Origin of the sequence: Chryseobacterium wanjuense, assembly GCF_900111495.1 — a bacterium.
Taxonomy (GTDB): Bacteria; Bacteroidota; Bacteroidia; order Flavobacteriales; family Weeksellaceae; genus Chryseobacterium; species Chryseobacterium wanjuense.
Genome location: NZ_FOIU01000001.1, coordinates 2,333,758 through 2,353,451, shown reverse-complemented (window position 1 = coordinate 2,353,451; position 19,694 = coordinate 2,333,758). Strand labels below are relative to the sequence as shown.

The 19,694-nt window shown below is 36.4% G+C and carries 15 protein-coding genes; 9 read left to right on the top strand and 6 right to left on the bottom strand.

What is annotated here, in order from left to right; all coding sequences use genetic code 11:
• Positions 1–49: 49 nt before the first annotated feature.
• The 4 genes from BMX24_RS10480 to BMX24_RS10465 form a co-directional block, all read right to left on the bottom strand.
• Positions 50–1,120 carry a hypothetical protein gene (locus tag BMX24_RS10480; RefSeq protein ID WP_089792285.1) on the bottom strand — a complete coding sequence of 357 codons (1,071 nt, stop codon included), beginning with the start codon at positions 1,118–1,120 and terminating at the stop codon, positions 50–52.
• Positions 1,121–1,214: 94 nt separating this feature from the next.
• Complete coding sequence (locus BMX24_RS10475; protein WP_089792283.1) at positions 1,215–2,270, bottom strand: hypothetical protein; 1,056 nt, start codon at positions 2,268–2,270, stop codon at positions 1,215–1,217.
• 161 nt (positions 2,271–2,431) lie between these two features.
• Entirely contained in the window at positions 2,432–3,436 is a 1,005-nt protein-coding gene (locus BMX24_RS10470) for a cytochrome d ubiquinol oxidase subunit II (protein WP_089792281.1), read from the bottom strand.
• Complete coding sequence (locus BMX24_RS10465) at positions 3,433–4,776, bottom strand: cytochrome ubiquinol oxidase subunit I (protein WP_089792279.1); 1,344 nt, start codon at positions 4,774–4,776, stop codon at positions 3,433–3,435. The genes BMX24_RS10470 and BMX24_RS10465 overlap by 4 nt, the downstream gene beginning before the upstream one ends.
• Before the next feature lie 232 nt (positions 4,777–5,008).
• On the opposite strand from BMX24_RS10465, the gene gyrB reads away from it, so the two are divergent.
• The 7 genes from gyrB to BMX24_RS10430 all read left to right on the top strand — a co-directional run bounded on the left by gyrB (position 5,009) and on the right by BMX24_RS10430 (position 14,607).
• Positions 5,009–6,943, top strand: coding sequence for a DNA topoisomerase (ATP-hydrolyzing) subunit B (gene gyrB, locus BMX24_RS10460; protein WP_089792277.1), 1,935 nt, complete (start codon positions 5,009–5,011; stop codon positions 6,941–6,943).
• Positions 6,944–7,086: 143 nt separating this feature from the next.
• Positions 7,087–7,935 carry a hypothetical protein gene (locus BMX24_RS10455; protein ID WP_139176821.1) on the top strand — a complete coding sequence of 283 codons (849 nt, stop codon included), beginning with the start codon at positions 7,087–7,089 and terminating at the stop codon, positions 7,933–7,935.
• Positions 7,936–8,072: 137 nt separating this feature from the next.
• Positions 8,073–9,965 carry a DUF3857 domain-containing protein gene (locus BMX24_RS10450; RefSeq protein WP_089792273.1) on the top strand — a complete coding sequence of 631 codons (1,893 nt, stop codon included), beginning with the start codon at positions 8,073–8,075 and terminating at the stop codon, positions 9,963–9,965.
• Between the two features lies 1 nt (position 9,966).
• On the top strand, positions 9,967–11,904 hold the full coding sequence (locus BMX24_RS10445; RefSeq protein ID WP_089792271.1) for a transglutaminase-like domain-containing protein: 1,938 nt from the start codon (positions 9,967–9,969) through the stop codon (positions 11,902–11,904).
• Positions 11,905–11,983: 79 nt separating this feature from the next.
• Positions 11,984–12,811, top strand: coding sequence for an RsiV family protein (locus tag BMX24_RS10440; protein ID WP_089792269.1), 828 nt, complete (start codon positions 11,984–11,986; stop codon positions 12,809–12,811).
• Between the two features lie 90 nt (positions 12,812–12,901).
• Positions 12,902–13,711 (top strand): DUF3298 domain-containing protein, encoded by an 810-nt coding sequence (locus tag BMX24_RS10435; RefSeq protein ID WP_089792267.1) that lies wholly within the window; start codon positions 12,902–12,904, stop codon positions 13,709–13,711.
• Between the two features lie 5 nt (positions 13,712–13,716).
• A complete protein-coding gene (locus BMX24_RS10430; RefSeq protein WP_394332534.1) occupies positions 13,717–14,607 on the top strand; it encodes a diacylglycerol/lipid kinase family protein in 891 nt (296 codons plus the stop codon).
• 7 nt (positions 14,608–14,614) lie between these two features.
• Here the strand turns inward: BMX24_RS10430 and BMX24_RS10425 are convergent, their stop codons facing one another.
• Both BMX24_RS10425 and ggt read right to left on the bottom strand, forming a co-directional pair.
• On the bottom strand, positions 14,615–15,895 hold the full coding sequence (locus BMX24_RS10425) for a dicarboxylate/amino acid:cation symporter (protein ID WP_089792265.1): 1,281 nt from the start codon (positions 15,893–15,895) through the stop codon (positions 14,615–14,617).
• 200 nt (positions 15,896–16,095) lie between these two features.
• Positions 16,096–17,781: a gamma-glutamyltransferase gene (ggt, locus tag BMX24_RS10420; RefSeq protein WP_089792263.1), complete on the bottom strand. Its 1,686-nt coding sequence runs from the start codon at positions 17,779–17,781 to the stop codon at positions 16,096–16,098.
• Between the two features lie 89 nt (positions 17,782–17,870).
• On the opposite strand from ggt, the gene BMX24_RS10415 reads away from it, so the two are divergent.
• Together BMX24_RS10415 and BMX24_RS10410 are read left to right on the top strand one after the other, a co-directional pair.
• Entirely contained in the window at positions 17,871–18,836 is a 966-nt protein-coding gene (locus tag BMX24_RS10415) for an NAD-dependent epimerase/dehydratase family protein (RefSeq protein ID WP_089792261.1), read from the top strand.
• 85 nt (positions 18,837–18,921) lie between these two features.
• Positions 18,922–19,674, top strand: coding sequence for a polysaccharide deacetylase family protein (locus BMX24_RS10410; RefSeq protein ID WP_089792259.1), 753 nt, complete (start codon positions 18,922–18,924; stop codon positions 19,672–19,674).
• Positions 19,675–19,694: the final 20 nt, after the last annotated feature.

The following is a 19,694-nucleotide window of genomic DNA, read 5'->3' as shown; positions in this document are numbered from 1 at the left end:
AAAAATAGAAAAAGCAGACTGTAGAGGTCTGCTTTTTTATTTTAAATAATTATTTTGAACTGAAACACGGCACTACATCTTCCATGAAATAAGGTTTCTGATCTACCCAGAACATATAATTAACTTTCAAAAAGTCTTTCGCAAACGCACTGAGCATGGGAACCATATTATTGTGTTTTATATAAGCTTTGCTGTTGGTATCATCATTCGTATAATTTCCGTCCTGTACTGCAATTCCCAGCGGCACAGTGTATTTGGATTCGTGCATCATAGCCAGAGCATGATTCAGATGTCCGTCTTTTTTTACCATTAAATCCGGCGCTCCGAGACCAACACCAATTTCCTGACCATATTTATAAATGCTTCTCAGATAGCCTTTATCCGTCCACGGAAGCCATTCTTCAGGCATAAAATTAGCGTACTGCATGGTAACCGATTTTGAAAAAGCCTTTTTTAAAGCCAGCATATTTGCCTTGATACTTTTTACATAAATTTCAGGAGTGAAAGTAGGATCTTTTACAACGCCAATAGACGTTTCCTGAAGATTAATTCCTTCGATTTTTCCATCAAATTCCTTTCCTAAAGCTTCAAGCAGCAGAGCAAAACGCTTGCGTACATTTTCGTTCCATCTTTTGGCAGTCCATCCATCGGGTTCGCCGTTGTCCTTTAGCATAATTACAGCACCTCCGCCATATTCATCGGTCAGTAAATATTTTGGAACCGCTTTAGCGTTGGGGTCGAATGTTGTATCCTGCAATTGTATAAATAATTTTTTCCCTTTAGAAAGCAGATATTGATAATCTTCTTTTATAATTGAAAAGTCGTATTTGCCTTTTTCTGGTTCGAGCTGGCTCCACGCATACATGATCTGAGCTCCTTCAAATCTTGGTATTTTCAGAAACGGATGGTCTTTAATGGCTTCTCTGTCTCTGGAAAAATAGACAAAATTTTTAATAGTATTGGGAGGAACCGGGCAGGATGCATTTTCATATTTTTTATATTCGTTGCTGTACTTTTTTGCCGGATTTTCATACTTCTGGGAGTAGGCCTTCATCGAAAATAAAAACACAAGAAAGCTTACCGAATACTTTAAATATCTGAATGAAAAAGTATGTTTCATTATTTCTGTTTTTGATTAGTATTTAATTTTAATTTGTTACTTAATGATTTGTATGTTCAATTGAATCGTCATGATGTTTATTGTTTAAAATGAATTATTTGGCGGTAAAACAAGGCATTACATCCTCCATAAAATACGGTTCCTGATTTACCCAAAACATATAATTTACCTTGAGAAAATCATCTGCAAAAGCCACCAAAAGCGGGACAATATTTTTATGATCAGAGACAATTGCATTGTTGCTGGTATCGTTGATATAATTTCCATCCTGCACTGCAATTCCGAGAGGAACAGTATATTTTGCTTCGTGCATCATAGCCAGCGTGTTGTTGAGTTGAGGTTTTCTTTTTACCATCAGATCGGGACCGCCCAGGCCGACACCGATTTGTTGTCCATATTGGTAAAGCCCGCGAAGATATCCTTTGTCATTTTCCGGAAGGCTTTCTCCGGGCATAAAATTGGCGTACTGCATCGTCACAGATTTTTTAAATGCCTTTTTCATAGCCAGCATATTTGCCTTTATCCCTTTCGCATATGATTCTGGGGTAAAAGTAGGGTCTTTCACTTCTCCGATCGAAGATTCCTGAAGATTAACTCCTTCAATTTTTCCGTCAAATTCTTTTCCTAAAGCTTGAAGCAACAAGGCAAAACGTTTTTGTACGTTCGGGTTCCATCTTTTGGCAGTCCAGCCGTCGGGTTCACCGTTATCTTTTAGCATAATAACTGCGCCGCCATCATATTTATTGGCCAATAAATATTTCGGAACCGATTTCATCTCCGGGTCGAAAGTCGTGTCCTGAAGCTGTATAAAAAGTTTTTTGTGATGAGAAAGCAAGTATTGATAATCTTCTTTAATTTCCGAGAAATCATATTTACCCTCTTCCGGTTCCAGGCGATCCCATGAATACATGATTTGTGCCCCTTCAAACCGAGGATTTTTCAGGAAAGGATGATCTTTGATGGCATCCCTGTCTCTGGAGAAATACACGAAATTTTTAATATTATTTTTTTTAATCGGGCAGGTTGCATTTTCGTATTTTTTATAAGCATTAAGATACCTGTCCGCGGATTTTACCGTTTGTGCAAAAGTTTTAAAAGAAATAAACAGAATTAAAATAAGGCACAAGGAATATTTAAAAAATTTTGTCATTTGAATAATTAGAGATTGGTTCCGGAAAAGATATACAATCTTCTCTCCAATCTTAAAATTTTAACCAGACTTAACTTGATTTAAGATTTTTTTTGAATTCAATACAAAAGAAAAATCCTCCACTTCAAAGCAGAGGACTATTTATTTTAAATGATGTAAAACTATCTTCTTTGTTTACTGAATGACGCCATCAGATAAAACAAAAATGGCAGAATGAAAACAGAACCCAACATCAAAGCCCATCCCAATGCGGAAATGGTTTTGGGAGCTGCAACGTGTTCCAGTAAGGAAAGATGCTGTCCGTTTGCAAATAAAATAATATTCGGGTTATGCTGATATGTCGCCGCCACCAGGATCATAATAATCTGGAATCCCGCTAAAGCTCTTACCGGAAGCAGTTTCCGGGTCTGCATGGCTCGTAAAATCAAACCTAAACAAATGGTTGCAAAAACAGTTGCCATAATTCCCAAAGGTTTCGAGAAAACCCACATTAATAAAGGAATATCAGAGAAATGAGCCGTCAAAAAAACTAAAATTCCTGTAATGACAACGAAAATCATGGTTTGTTTGGATTTTTTTATCATTAAATTCAATTCCAATCGGTCTGTCGTTTCCCTTAAAGCAAATATGGAAGCCAGATAAGCGCAGATGGAAACGGTGAACAAGCCTACCGCTATTCCGAACCAATTCAGCCAGCTGAAAATATATAGGTCTAAAAAGCTTTTCGCATTAGGGTCGATCGAATGAGAAACTGTCGCAGCAGCAATTAATCCTAAGAAAAAAGGCGTCAATAAGCTCGAAAAATAAAATATCTGGGTATAAACCGTCTGCCAATCATCCTTTACCGCATCATAATGCCTGAAAGCGAAGGCGGTTCCTCTTGCAATAATCCCCACCAACATTAAAACTAATGGAATATGAAGATAGGTGGACAAAGTCGTATAAATCTCAGGAAAACCCACGAAAAGGATCACAATCGCAATGATTAGCCACATATGATTGGCTTCCCAAACCGGCGCAATAGATTCATACATAATGGTTTTTGTTTTGGAACGGTTTTTCTCTTTGGTGAAAAGCTCCACAATTCCCGCTCCGAAATCAGCGCCTCCTAAAATCACATACAGACAGATAGACAGCCAGAGAAAACCTATAACTACGTAAATCATGATTTCTTATTTTTAGCGTTAAACTGAGGATCGGTAGGATCGTATAATTTAGGAACCATACTTATCTGTCTTGTTAGAAGGAAAATTATAACAAGCGATAACGACACGAAAATCGCAGTGAAAAAATAAAAAGAATACTGTATTCCCGGCATCGGAGTTACGGCGTCTACGGTTTTCATGATTCCGTAGATTATCCATGGCTGCCGACCGACTTCAGTGACTGTCCAGCCCGCTTCCAGTGCAATATATCCGAAAGGTGTTGCCACTAAAAATGTTTTTAGCAGCCAGTTTTTATTCAGCCATTGTTTTCTGAAAAACACGGCATATAAATAGATCATTCCGATAATAATCATTACCACTCCAAAGAAGATCATCATCTGAAATGCGTAATGTACAACAGCAATCGGAGGCCATTCGTCTCTAGGAAAATCATTAAGTCCTTTTACTTCGTGGTTGAAATCATTACTCACTAAAAAGCTTAACACTTTCGGGATTTTTACCGCATATTTTATTTCACCTTTTTCTTCATCAGGAATTCCGCCTATTACAAATGCGGCACCTTTTTCTGTTTCAAAGTGGGCTTCCATGGCGGCGAGTTTTATAGGCTGCCTTTCGGCAACGGATTTTGCGGCAATATCACCGCTCAATGGTGCTCCGAATGCCCCGATTAAGGCAAATCCGGCAGCAATCCGAAAAGCTTTAGTATGAAATTCGACATTCTTTTTTTTCATTATTAAATAAGCATGAACTCCTGCAACCGCAAATCCTGTCGCACAAAATGCCGCAACCGTCATATGTAAAGCCTGTGGAAACCAAGCTTCATTAAACATCGCTTTTATAGGATCTATATTTAAATATTGTCCGTCCACATAATCAAATCCGGCAGGAGAATTCATCCAGGCATTGGCGGCAACCACCAATATTCCGGAGGCTAAACCGCTTAACCCTACCAGAAATCCGCAAAACCAATGAAACCATTTATTAAATTTATCCCATCCGTAAAGGAAAAATCCGATGGCGATCGCTTCAATGAAAAAAGCTGTTCCTTCCAATGAAAAAGGCATCCCGAAGATAGGACCAGCGTGTTTCATAAAAGTAGGCCAGAGAAGTCCGAGTTCAAAGGAAAGCATCGTTCCGGAAACGGCGCCGGTAGCAAAAAGAATGGCTACTCCTTTGCTCCAGGCTTTGGTAAGACCTTTGTAGATTTCATTGTTTGTTTTAAGGTATTTCCAGTGTGCAAACGCCATTAAGAAAGGCATCACCATTCCTACACAGGAAAATATGATATGAAAACCAAGCGACATTGCCATCTGTGCGCGGGCAGCTAGAAAATCATCCATAAATATCAACTTTTGAGTAAATAAATTTACGTATAAATTAGAGATGTTCAGTATGATTTACAACAGTTGTGGTTTAAATAATAGGTTTTAACTTTAATCTTTTTTTGAAATAAATTATTTGTGATTTTTGTGGAAAAATCCTTCATTTTTTGACATATTTTAACTTTCGTACCTCGAAAAAAATCACGATATTTGTAAGTCTTTGCATTTAGCAAAAATTTTAATATTTGATATGAGTCAGAAACAATATACAGCTAGTAGTATTCAGGCATTGGAAGGGATGGAGCACGTACGTATGCGTCCTTCAATGTACATTGGTGATGTAGGAGTAAGAGGTCTCCATCATTTGGTTTATGAAGTAGTAGATAACTCTATTGATGAGGCTTTGGCAGGATACTGCGACACAATCTTCGTCAGCATTAAAGAAGGAAACGGAATCGAGGTTATTGATAACGGTAGAGGGATCCCGGTTGACTTCCACGAAAAAGAACAAAAATCTGCTCTTGAGGTTGTAATGACAAAAATCGGGGCAGGAGGTAAGTTTGATAAAGATTCTTATAAAGTTTCCGGAGGTCTTCACGGAGTTGGGGTATCGTGTGTGAATGCACTTTCCAATGAAATGATAACGACTGTTTACAGAGACGGAAATATTTATCAGCAGATATATTCCAGAGGAAAAGCACAAACGGGAGTTGAAGAAATAGGAAACAGTGACAAGAGAGGAACTAAGCAGTTTTTCCAGCCGGATGATAGTATTTTCACAGAATTGGTGTACAACTATGATACGTTGGCAAGCCGTTTAAGAGAGCTTTCTTACCTTAATAAAGGAATCACGATTACCCTTACGGATGAAAGAGAAAAATTGGAAGATGGTTCTTTCAAATCAGAAATTTTCCATTCTGAAGGTGGTTTAAAAGAATTTGTTGCCTACATTGACGGAAACCGTGAGTCTATCATGGAGAATGTAATCTTCATGGAAGGCGAAAGAGATGATATTCCGGTTGAGGTAGCGATGCGTTACAACACGTCATTCAACGAAAATCTTCACTCTTACGTTAATAATATTAATACTCACGAAGGAGGTACTCACTTGGCAGGTTTCAGACGTGCTTTGACGAGAACTTTGAAAAAATATGCGGATGATTTAGGAATTCCACAAAAAGAAAAAGTGGAGATTACCGGAGATGACTTCCGTGAAGGTCTTACGGCAGTAGTTTCTGTAAAAGTAATGGAACCACAGTTTGAAGGGCAGACCAAAACGAAATTAGGAAACTCCGAAGTTTCGGGTGCTGTAGATAAAATTGTAGGGGAAATGCTGTCCAACTTCCTGGAAGAGAATCCTAATGAAGCAAAAATTATCGTTCAGAAAGTTGTTTTAGCGGCAAAAGCAAGACAGGCTGCGAAAAAAGCCCGTGAAATGGTTCAGAGAAAATCTCCGATGGGAGGTTCGGGACTTCCGGGTAAATTATCCGACTGTTCATCAAAAGATCCTGCAGAATCTGAAATTTTCCTTGTAGAGGGAGATTCGGCGGGTGGAACTGCAAAACAGGGGCGTGACAGATTTTTCCAGGCAATTCTTCCGTTAAGAGGTAAGATTTTGAATGTTGAGAAATCAATGCTTCATAAAGTATATGATAACGAGGAAATTAAAAATATTTATACTGCTTTAGGAGTTTCTGTAGGTACAGAGGAAGACAGTAAGGCGTTGAATATGGCGAAGTTAAGATATCACAAAATTGTAATCATGACCGATGCCGATATCGACGGATCTCACATTTCAACTTTGATCTTAACATTCTTCTTCAGATATATGAAAGAACTGATTGAGAACGGATATATTTATATCGCTCAGCCCCCTTTATATTTATTGAAAAAAGGAAACAAGAAAATTTATGCTTACAATGAAAAAGAGCGTGAAGAGTTTACTTTAGAGATGTCTCCGGATGGAAAAGGTGTTGAGGTTCAGCGTTATAAAGGTCTTGGAGAGATGAATCCTGAACAGCTTTGGGAAACAACTCTTAATCCTGAACACAGAATCCTGAAACAGGTAACAATCGATAATGCAGTGGAAGCAGACAGTGTTTTCTCAATGTTGATGGGAGATGAGGTACCGCCGAGAAGAGAATTCATCGAAAAGAATGCAAAATATGCGAAGATTGATGCATAATCATTCTTTTTAACATACATAAATAAAAGGCTTCAGAAATGAAGTCTTTTTTATTTAAAATACCCCAAACTAATTATTTATGTTAATTTTATATCTTTGTAGCATAAACACTAAAATGAAAAAAAATGAAAAATTTAAAATCTTTGATTCTAGTTGCAATGACCATATCTTTCGATTTGGTGCATGCTCAAGTAGGTATTAACACAGTCAATCCACAAGCAACATTGGATGTTGTAGGTAAGCCAACAACTCCCTCAAGTTTAGATGGTATAATTCCTCCCAGACTTACAGGCGATCAATTAAGAGCCAAAACATATACAACTGCACAGACGGGAGCTGTAGTATATGTAACAGCGGCAGATTCTGCTCCGGCAGGACAAACAGTAAATGTAACAGTACCAGGTTTTTATTATTTTAACGGAACTGTGTGGGGTACTATGACAATTAATAATATACCTAATGGCACGGGAAATATTCTTGCGATCAACGGGCAGCCGCAAATTGCACAGGAGGTTTCAGCTAGAATGGATGGGGATTTTACAGTTCCTACTAATCCAGCTAGTCCTACTCGAATTGGAAGAATGACTGAGAAATTAGTAGATAATTTTAATACATTTACCGGAACTGCTACGAATAATGCTTTTACAGTTAATTCAAATGGTACTTATCTTGTTAATATGAATTTTTCTTTACAAGGAGAAAGTCCTACCACTCCACTGAGTGGAAATTGTTATTATGGATTATACAATGTGACGGATAATAGATATGTAGCTTTCAATATTGACACAATTACTAGTTTAGCATTCGGACAAGTCACGAATCTTTCTTATCAGGTGGCTATGGAATTAGTAACCGGAAAAACATATGCTTTTACGATAGAACAGCAGCACAATGGTGGCGGATCTCCTTCCGTTGTTATGAGAGGAACAGGAACTACAGCGGGAGGGGGGATATTTCCAATGACTTTTTTCTCGGTAATTCGTATAAAATAAAAAAATATCAGAAATGGAGTTCTTTTTAATTTAAAGTACCCCAAACTAATGGTTTCAGTATGAAATCTTTTTAATACAATAAAATTTAATTTTAACAGTTATTAAGATTTCATTACTTTTGCTAAATTTTAATAACCATGATGAAAATACTTTGTTTTGGAGCACTTTCGATAGCTTCGTTGTATTATGCACAGAGTTTTCCGGTTTCTGCGATCCCTGAAAACTTGAAAAAAAATGCTGATGCGGTTCTCAGAAAAGATTTTACGACAATTCAGATCAATAAAATCGATGATATAAAATATCAGTTTTATACCGTAACTACGGTTTTAAATAAAGACGGAGATTCTGACGCGCTTATCTATATTCCTTACGAAAAAGGGAATAGCATTTCAGATATTAAGGTCAATATCTATGATGAATCAGGCAAAAAAATAAAATCATATTCGAAATCCGATTTCGGGGATTTTGCAAACAATAATCAGGGAACTTTTTATTCGGATAATAGGGTGATGGCTTTGTCTTATACTCCGACACAATATCCTTATACTGTCGAGTTTTCGTATGCAATGGGTGATGAAAATACGGTTTTCCTGCCGGATTTTGTGCCCTTTTCATCTACCAATGTTTCACTGGAAGAAGCGCAGATGAAAATCGTCAACAAATCAGGAATCGAACTTAAAACTAAAATCTATCCTTCAAAATACAATTATACTTCCGTTGCAGAAAGTGATAACGGAGCAGAAAAAACATACATATATAAGAATGTTCCTGCGATCGATGATGCTTTTTTATTGCCACAGCCTGTAAAAATTTTACCGAAAGCAAGTTTTGCCTTAACGAAATTCAATCTGGAAGGCAAGCAGGGAAGCATGACCAACTGGGGCGACTTTGGAAGCTGGTATTACAACAGTATTTTGCAGCCGGTTTCAGTGTCTACCCCCGCAATTAAAGCGGAGGTTGCAAGTCTCAATTTGCAGGGAACAACCGAGGAAAAGGTCAAAAAACTGTATCAGTATATGCAGGCGAAGACAAGATATATTTTTGTTGCATTGGGAATTGGCGGTTGGCAGCCGATGCTTCCGGATGAGGTTCAGAAAAAGGGGTATGGTGATTGTAAGGGATTGACCAATTACATGAAAACGCTATTGGATGAAGCGGGAATTCCTTCATATTATTCGGTGATCAATTCCGGGAATTCACCGGTTTCGTTTGACAAAGATTTTCCTAAAATGGGAGGAAATCACGTTATTTTGATGGTTCCGACCGAGAAAGGAAATATCTGGCTGGAAAATACTTCGCAACAGGTGGCTTTTAATCATTTAAGTTACAGTACGACAGACAGAAATGTACTTTCCATAAGAAAAAACGGGATTGAACTGATTGATACTCCGACATATCCTGCCGAACAAAACAAGGAAAAACAGATACTTAAAATTAAGCTTAACGAAGACAACAGTATTCTGGGCGAAGGCAATTTCTCGTATACAGGAAGCCAGTATGACAACAGCATGGCGCTCATCAATATGTCGCCAAAAGAAAGAAATGAAGCGATGAAAAGCTTTCTGGATGTGTTGCATTTTGAAAAAGTGGAAATGAAAAATTTCCTGAATGATAAGGACAATGCCATCACAAAATACGATCTTGATTTTAAAGCAAATAATTATTCTAAAAATGCAGGAAGTAGTATGATTTTCAGGGCAGTTCCGATTTATTCGGATAATGTTTATAAAACAGAGGAAAACAGAGAATTACCGTTTGAATTGAGACAGTCTTTTGAAGATGAATATGAGATTAATTTTACGATTCCTAAAAATTATAAAGTTGAAGAACTTCCGGAAAATGTTACCATTAATTCTGAATTTGGAACGTATAAATTAAGTTTTGCAAAAAATGGGGAAGAAGTAAAGGTAAACAGAGCTATCAGAATCAACAAAGGTCTTTATCCAAAAGAAAAATACAACGATTATATTAATTTCAGAAAGAAAACAATAAACATCGACAACTCAAAAATTTTAATTTCTAAAATCTAACATGAAAAAAGTCTTATTAATAGCCATCTGCTCGGTGAATTTTATTTTCATTAGTGCTCAAAAGCATGAATTTCTTGAGCCTCCAAAATTCAATGACGCAGATTTATCAAAGCAAAAATCGGCTTTAGATGAAAATGCACCTGCAGAAATTTTATATAAATCATTACATTTCAGTGTTGATTACAATACAGGAAATCTCATTAAAAAAGCTTTTTACAGAGTTAAAATTTATGATAAAGATAAAGCGGAAGATTGGTTGAATCTTGAAATTCCTCTTTACCAAAACGGTGGAAGCGACCAGGAAACCCTTTCTAAAATGAAGGCTTTCACCTATAATCTGGAAAATGGGGCAACAGTTGCGACAAAAGTGGATAAAAGTTCCAAATATAAAAGTAAGGAAAGCAAATACGTTTCCATTACAAAATTTGCCTTTCCGAATGTGAAAAACGGTTCTATTATCGAGTATCAGTACGAAGTGACTTCGCCGTTTTTATTTATTGTTCCCGAGATTTTAATCGAAACAGACACTCCGTCACTGTACACGGAATATGTACTGGACAGCCCGTCGAATATCGCTTATAATGTGAATTACACAGGTTCTTTAAATCCAAAATACCGTGAAGTAGAAGAGAAAATGATGTACGGAATGAGCTACAGAACCTACAGATTCGGTTATGATAATGTAAAAGGCTTTAAAACGGAAAAATTTGTTAATAATGATAGAAATTACAGAACAAAAATAAGCGCAGAGCTGCACTCTACGAATTTCAGGGAAGTTAAGTTGTACTCTTCTTCATGGGAACAGATCAAACAGAGATTGTATGAAAATGAAGATTTTGGAGGAGAATTAAAGAAAACAAAGCTGGCAAAAGAAAATATGCCTGCGAATATTTCCGAAATTAAAGACGAAAATGAAAAAGCAAATGCAATTTTCAACTACGTAAAAAATACTTTTACATGGAACAAAGACAGGGGAATTTATGTAGAAGACGGCATCAAAAAGATGCTTGAAACAAAAACCGGAAACGCTGCTGAAATGAATCTTTTCCTGGTAATGATGCTTCGTGAAGCCGGTATTAAGGCAGATCCGCTTGTGATTTCAACGGTGAGCAACGGGCTGATCAATATTGCTTCACCCAATATTTCCAATATGAATTTTGTGATTGCTGCTTTTCAGACAAAAGATGGTTTCCACTTGTTTGATGCAACGGCAAAGCAATCTGCGATGGATCAGCTGCCTCCGAGAGACTGGAACCAGTTTGGAATTTTAATTTCAAAAGAAAAAGTTCAGCAATTGTCGATGGTGAACGCAAAAACGAGTTTCACGTATCTTACGGTAGACGCTAAAATCAATGACGATGGAAGTATTTCCGGAACCTATTCCGATAAAGATACCGGAACGTATGCGATGTTTGCAAAAGAAAATTATGACGACAATGCGGAGAAATATAAGAAACAGTACAAAGAAAATTTTGCTATAGATTTCACCAATATCGATTCAAAAGTGCTTGACAATGGCGATTTCGAAAGTACAATGAAATTCTCTTCAGACAATCTGATTGATAAAATCGGCAAGAAAATGATCATCAACCCGATGCTGTTTTTAAATAAAAATTCTAATGAATTTGACCAGACGGAAGAAAGAAAATATCTTATTGACTTTACTTCACCTTTCACAAGAGTGAAGAAAATTGTTCTTGAAATTCCTGCAGGATATGTGATCGAAGAGATGCCTAAAAACAAAAAGATCGTTACAGATGATAAAGAAATCGAATACAGCTATGTTGCAGAGCAGAAAGGCAACAAAATAGAGGTGATTTCTACCACAAAAGTAATGAGCCCAGATTATCCGAAGGAATATTATCCTGCCTTCAAACAGATTTGGGGGGTGGCTTCAAAACAGGAAAACCAGGTCATCAGCCTTGTGAAAAAACAATAAGTTACACAAAATTTTAAAAATAATTCTGAAACCATTCATTTTTGAATGGTTTTTGCATATAAGAAGGAAAATCAAATTTATGAAAAATACAATTGCTGTTTTAGCATTTTCCTCATTACTAGTATTTTCAGCCTGTAAAAAGACTGAAAACACCGCTTCAAATACCGATAAAACCGAAGCTTCAAAACCGGAAACATTTGCTGTAGATTCTGTCAAGGTAAGCGATTCAATCATGCTGAATGATTCTTTAAAACTAAAATTCAGCTCCCGAATGTTGGTTTTCCCGACTATTAAAGACAAAACATTGCTCGATAGTATCTATTTTGGAAACAAAAATATTCAGGATTTTTCGAAAAACGGAATTCAGGCTTTGGTTGATAAAAATAAAAATGAATATTTTAATAATGTTAAAAAAGATTCCAAAGACTGGCTTTCCGATGTAAAATATTCTCAGGAATGGTATTCGGATACAGGAATGAATATGAAATCTAACATCAGCGATTATTTGCATATCGAATATGCATGGGGTTCGTATGAAGGTGGCGCACATGATAATTATGGTTCATCCGAAAGGGTTTTTGATTTAAAAAACAACAAAAAGCTGGTGTTGAAAGATATTACTACCATGCCGGAAAATAAATTACAAGCATTATTGATGAAAAATATCAATAAAATTAACGGCGGAGCGACGGATGATAAAGGAAAAATTAACAATTCGGATATGCTTTTGGTAGAGGTAATTCCGGCAACGGAAAATTTCTATTTTGATGAGAAAAATCTGTATTTCCATTACAGTCCTTACGAAATTACCGCTTTTGCAGCGGGAGATATTACCATTCCGGTTTCGTGGGAAGAACTGAAAGGAACTCTCAATCCGGAGTTTAAAGAAAGAATGAAAATTCAATGATAAAATAAGTTAAAAGCTTCCGGTTGGGAGCTTTTTTTATTTATTTGGAACATTTTTTGAGTTTTAAAACATAGCACAAAAAGTTAAAAGATGAAAAAGAGGGGTTTCATATGGATGTTTGCAATAGTTTTTATAAGTTTCGGTTGTAAGGAAACCGGATTTGAAAATAAGGATTCTTCTGCAGATATATCATCAAAGTTTTTGATCGATTATGTGATAGAAGAAGATTCTGCAAAGATTTTCGATTCAGTGATGATGAAGTATTCTTCTAAGCTTCTTATGTTTCCTAATTTAAAAGACGAACGGCTTCGCGACAGTATTTATTCAGGTAAAAAAATTACAGATTATTCTAAAAATGGATTAAAAAAATATTTGGAAAATAAAAAGTATAGTTTTTACAATAATTTAAAATGTGATAAAAAATATTCCAATCTTATCAGTAGACAGGAGTGGGAAAATATTTCTCAAATGAACTTAAGGATGAATAAAAATGATTATCTGTATATTCAGTATTATGAAAGCACTTTTCTAGGGAAAAGAGATAACTACCATTATAACGAGAAAGTTTTTGACCTGAGAAATAATAAAAAGATGCAGCTTTCAGACATCACCTCTATTCCGAGAGACAAGCTTTTGCAATACCTGAAAACCAATCTGGAAAAAACGACCATGATGCAGCAGATGAAGAAATATGATCAGGAAGGTTATAGATTGCTGGCGAATGCATCGATTCCTTTTACACATAATTTTTATTTTGACGATAATAATCTCTACTTTCATTACAATATGAACGAAATTACCCGCAATTATGATATCGGAGATCTCATCATTTTGATTCCTTTTGAAGATCTCAAAGGTACTTTGCAGCCGGAATTTATAGAAAGAATGAAAATTAAATAATATTAATGCTTCCAAATCAGGCAGCATTTTTTAATTTTGCGACAATGGAAAAAGTAGCCTTTATTATCAATCCTTTTTCGGCAAAGAAAAATTACCAGCCGTTTCTCAATGAACTGAAAACTAAGGTGAAAGAACCTTTGTATTATATTTCGGAGTCGATTTTGGGGACGGATGATTTTATACAGAAACATTTCAATGATGTAGATATTTTTGTCGCCATTGGCGGTGATGGTACGATTTCCACTGTTGCACGAAACCTTATTGATACAGAAAAAGTTCTCGCTATTTTTCCGGCAGGGTCGGGAAATGGTTTTTCTAACGAGACCCAGTTCAGTAAAAATCTGGATGAATTACTAGAAAAAATTAAAGCAAAAAAATCAAGGAAAATAGACACTTTTACGGTCAATGACAGGCTTTCTATTAATGTTTCAGGGACGGGGTTCGATGGGAAAGTGGTGAAAGAATTTGAAAAAACCAACCGTGGATTTAAAAATTATATTAAAGTATCACTTAAAACATTTTTCAAGTATAAGCCGATAAAAGTTAAATTTTTTGATGAACAGTATAAACAGTACAACGGAAAATATTTAATGCTGAATATTGCCAATACCCGCCAGTTCGGAAACAACGCCTATATTGCTCCCCAAGCAAGTAAAAGTGATGGTTTGGTAGATATGGTTTTGGTGAAAAAATTTCCGCTGACCTATTCTCCGCTTTTTGCGTTCAGAATGTTCACCAAAAAATTGAAGGACGACGATTACATCACTTATCTTCCTGTTTCAGAAATAGAATTTAAAGTCAATACCAAAAACTGGCATCTTGACGGGGAGTTCAACAAAATAAAATCCCCGATTCATATCAAAGTTCAGCCTTCAAGCTTGAATATTTTAATTTAAACTATTTTTAAACCTCCAGTTTCTTTTCAATCTCGTTCGGATGATTCAGGCAAAAATGCAGCTGCTCTTTGTCCAGTTGTTCTTCCCAATTTGCTACCACTACCGTTGCAACAGAGTTTCCGATCACATTGGTGAGAGCACGGCATTCACTCATAAATTTATCGATACCTAAAATTAAGGTCATTCCGGCAATCGGAATTTCGGGAACAACGGCCAATGTCGCGGCTAAGGTAACAAACCCAGCTCCGGTAACACCTGCAGCTCCTTTTGAACTCAACATTGCAACCAAAAGCAGGATAATTTGCTTCTCAATCGGAAGGTGAATATTCAAAGCCTGAGCAATAAATAAGGAAGCGAGTGTCATATAAATATTCGTTCCATCTAAATTGAAGGAATATCCGGTAGGAACCACCAAGCCGACAATAGTTCGTGAACAGCCCGCTTTTTCCAGTTTTTCCATAATTCCGGGAAGTGCAGATTCCGAAGAACTTGTGCCCAAAACCAGTAAAAGTTCTTCTTTCAGATAGTACATTAATTTAAAAATATTAAAACCATTATACCAGGCCACAGTTCCTAAAACCAATACCACAAACAGGGCAGAAGTAATATAAAATGTGCCGACTAAAAAGATGAGATTCAAGACAGAGTGCAGCCCGTACTTTCCGATCGTGAAAGCCATAGCTCCAAAAGCCCCGATAGGCGCCAGTTTCATCAGCATATGCACAATTTTGAAAACCGGAGTCGAAAGATCCTGAAGAAAATCTGTCACTTTATGGCTTTTTTCTTTGGTTAAAACCAGTGCAACCCCCATCAATATCGCCACCAAAAGCACCTGCAGAATATTTTCTCCCACCAGTGGACTAAACAGTGTTTCAGGAATTATGTTCATAATAAAACCTGTCAGTGTCGTTTCGTGGGCTTTTTGCTGATATTGTGAAACATCGCCCGAAAGGGTGGAAGGGTCAATGTTTAAGCCGTGTCCGGGCTGTAAAATATTTCCGACTATCAATCCTATGATCAGCGCTAAAGTAGAAAAAGTCAGGAAATATATCATTGATTTTATAGCAATTCTCCCCACTCTTTTCAGATCGGTCATGTGAGCGATTCCTAAGGTAAGAGTGATGAAAATTACCGGAGCAATGATCATTTTTACGAGTTTAATGAATCCGTCACCTAAAGGTTTCATTTTTTCGCCCAGTTCGGGATAAAATTTGCCTAAAAGTATACCCGCAACAATGGCTATAATAACCTGAAAATAAAGCTGATGATGGAATTTTTTTGACTTCAAAAGAGTTGTTTTTAATTTTTAAAGGGAGAAAAATAAGAAAATTAACTTGAAAATATGATAAAAGTCAGGGAAAGTTTCGGCGGGGCTGAAAGCCCCGCCGAAACTCCCGATATAATTAATTTGTGATTATTTAAACCTTCAAGGTTTTTAAAACCTTGAAGGTTTGTATGAATGTTCACGAAGCCTTTCAAAGTCTATATTCATTCCACCGCCACAGAATCATCACCCCTTCCATCTGCAACCGCATGAATATTTCCGTTATCATCAATCAGAATCATTTCCGTTCTTCCGATCTGGTTCCATTTTTCCGCTTTGTAGCCAAGTTTTTCTAACTCTTGAATGGTAGTTTCAGGGAAATTCTTTTCAAAAGCTACGGTTTCAGGAAGCCATTGATGATGAAACTTCGGGGCGTTTACGGAAATATTAGCATTCAATTTAAAATCAACAACATCTACGATGGATTGATAAACTGAAGTTGGAATCGTCGTTCCACCCGGAGTTCCTACTACCATATAAGGTTTTCCGTTTTTCAAGACAATGGTCGGCGTCATGGATGAAAGCATCCTTTTATTAGGCTGAATCGAATTGGCTTCTCCGCCCACAGCTCCATACATATTGGGTACACCCGGTTTTATCGAAAAATCATCCATTTCGTTATTTAAGAAAAATCCGGCACCGGAAACCATGACTTTGCTTCCGTATAGTCCGTTCAGGGTGGTGGTCACTGCTGCTGCATTTCCGTTTTTATCAATGACGGAGATATGGGTTGTTTCTGTAGATTCTTTCGGTTGTTTAATGATTTTTCCAACCTCAGAACTTGGTGTAGCTTTATTAAAACTGAAATTTTTCCATCTGTTTTTAATATATTCATCAGAAATTAAATAAGAAGTTTTATCTTCAATAAAATCAGGATCTCCCATGTGTTCAGCTCTGTCGGCATACGCTCTTCTTTCTGCTTCCACCATAATCTGAACCGCTTTTGTTGAATTTTGCTGATATTTTTCCAAATTTTCATAGCCTGCCATTTTCAACATCTGAGCTAGTAAAATTCCTCCACTTGAAGGCAGCGGCATCGAAACAACAGTATTTCCTTTGTATTCAAATTCTAATGCTTTTCTTTCTGCAACTTTATAATTTTTAAGATCTTCCAGCGTGATGATTCCGTTTCCTTTTTTCATTTCTGCTACAAGAAGTCCGGCTGTTTTTCCTTCATAAAAGCCTTTTAAACCCTGTTTTTGAATTAATTTTAAAGTTTCCGCTAATTCTTTCTGAACTAAAATATCTCCCGCTTTCCAGGGAACAGATTTTACGAAAACAATGGAAGAAGTATTATGTTTTTGAAAATATTCTTTACTTGCATTTAATAAGTTGGCTTCCTGCTCGGTAATGGCAAATCCTTTTTCTGCTAAATCAATCGCAGGTTGAATCAACTGATCCATAGAAAGTTTGCAATGTTTTAAAGTAGCAAAAAATCCCGCAACACTTCCCGGAACTCCTACAGCCAGCCTTCCGTTTTGGGAAAGATCGGTATTGGCTTTTCCGTTTTTGTCAATATACATACTGTGGGTTGCCTTTTGGGGAGCAGTTTCACGGTAATCTATGGAGAATTTTTCACCATTATTTTTTACACCTACTAAAAATCCACCGCCGCCGATATTTCCGGCTTGAGGATAAACCACCGCCAGAGCATATTGTGTTGCAACAATCGCATCATAAGCGTTACCTCCCATTTTTAGTATTTTTGAGCCTGCTTCACTGGCAAGAGGATGTGCCGAAACGACAACGCCTTTGTTCTTTACCTTCACTTCTTTTACGATGTTAATATCTGTGTATTGTGCTGAAAATGTGTGAGAAAATAGAATCAAAAAAATAATAATCTTTTTCATTTGCAAATTTTGTAATCGAATTTACAATTTTGTTTTAAGATAGGCTCTAAAATATTTACTTTTGCTTTTGTCAACTAATAAAAAGAAAAATGGAATCCCACACGGAAAAAATACTTATTACAGGTGCTTTAGGACAAATCGGCACCGAGCTTACAAACAGACTTGTTGAAATTCACGGAGCAGATAATGTAGTTGCTTCAGGGCTTGACAGATGGCAAAAGGGAATCACCGCTGCAGGACATTATGAAAGAATGGATGTTACCAATACCCAACTGGTGAGACAGGTAATTAAAGATTACGATATTACGACCGTTTATCACCTGGCTTCACTGTTATCAGGAACTTCTGAAAAGCAGCCGATTTTCGCATGGAAATTGAATCTTGAACCTCTTCTTCATTTTTGTGAAATGGCAAAAGAAGGTCTTATCCAAAAGATTTTCTGGCCAAGTTCAATTGCGGTTTTCGGGAAAGGAATTCCGAAGGAAAATGTTGAACAAGATGTAGTTTTGAATCCGACAACTGTATACGGTATTTCAAAAATGGCGGGTGAAAAATGGTGTGAATATTATTTCGACAAGCATGGGGTAGATGTAAGAAGTATCAGATATCCGGGACTTATTTCATGGAAAACTCCGGCAGGGGGAGGAACAACCGACTATGCCGTTGAGATTTTCTACGAAGCAATCGAAGAAGGAAAATATACAAGTTTCATTTCCGAAAATACAGGAATGCCGATGTTGTATATGGATGACGCGATCAACGCAACATTAAAATTAATGGAAGCTCCGAAGGAAAACTTGACGGTTCGTTCGTCTTACAATTTGGGTGGAATGTCTTTTACTCCAAAAGAATTGGCAGAAGAAATCAAGAAAGAAATTCCGGAATTTGAAATCGATTATAAGCCGGATTTCAGACAGGCTATTGCAGATTCTTGGCCGGCGTCGATTGATGATTCTGTTGCAAAAAAAGACTGGGGATTATCTTATGATTTTGGAATTTCTGAGATGACAAAAGATATGATCAAAAATTTAAAAGTGAAATTAGCTAAAAATTAATTTACTTAAAGTTAGTGTTTAAATAAAAATCTATTTAACACTTGATTATTAATTTAATACAAAATTTATCTAAAATTTAATTTAAATGGTTTTATTAACTTTTAACATTATAAATATTGAATCTGACGCTAAAAACGGCAGTCAAATTTCTGATGATGAGAGATTAAAAATTACCATTGACAATACGAAAGCTATTCTCAGAATTTTAGATATTCATGATATAAAAGCAAGTTTTTTTGTTGAGATTTCCATTGCAGAAAAACTTCAGAATTTGATAAAAGCAATTTCATCCAAAGGGCATGAAATTGCTTTTTATAATAAAAATTCAAACCTTCAGGAAATTGAAGAGGCTAAGAAATCTATTCAGAATCTTTTGGAAAAACAGATCAAAGGAATTCGCCAAAAAGATATAAAGCTGTCCCAGGAAAGTTTAAAATTGTTGGAGTTTAGTTATGTCTCCAATATCGACAATGCCAATATTCTTTTCCCGTTCAAACGCCTGAAAAGGGATACGGAAATCACCGAAGAAGAGGGATTGAGTATAGTTCCGGAAAGCATTTCTCCTTACAGTCAGCTTCCTTACAATGATTTTGTGTTTCAGATCCTGCCGATGAAATATTACCAGAATATGGTGTTCGAAACCTTGAAAAATGATGAGTTTGTTTTGATTTATCTTAATTCATGGCAATTCACGGATTTCAGTGTATATCCGTTTGATCTTCCGTTCTACAGAAAGATTTCTTCGGGCAAAAAAATGGAGGACAAATTAGATGCCCTCCTTACTTTTATCAACGAGAAAGAATTAGCAACTTCCCGTATGAAAGATTATATTTTTTAGAGTTTTTCAGTTTCCAGTTT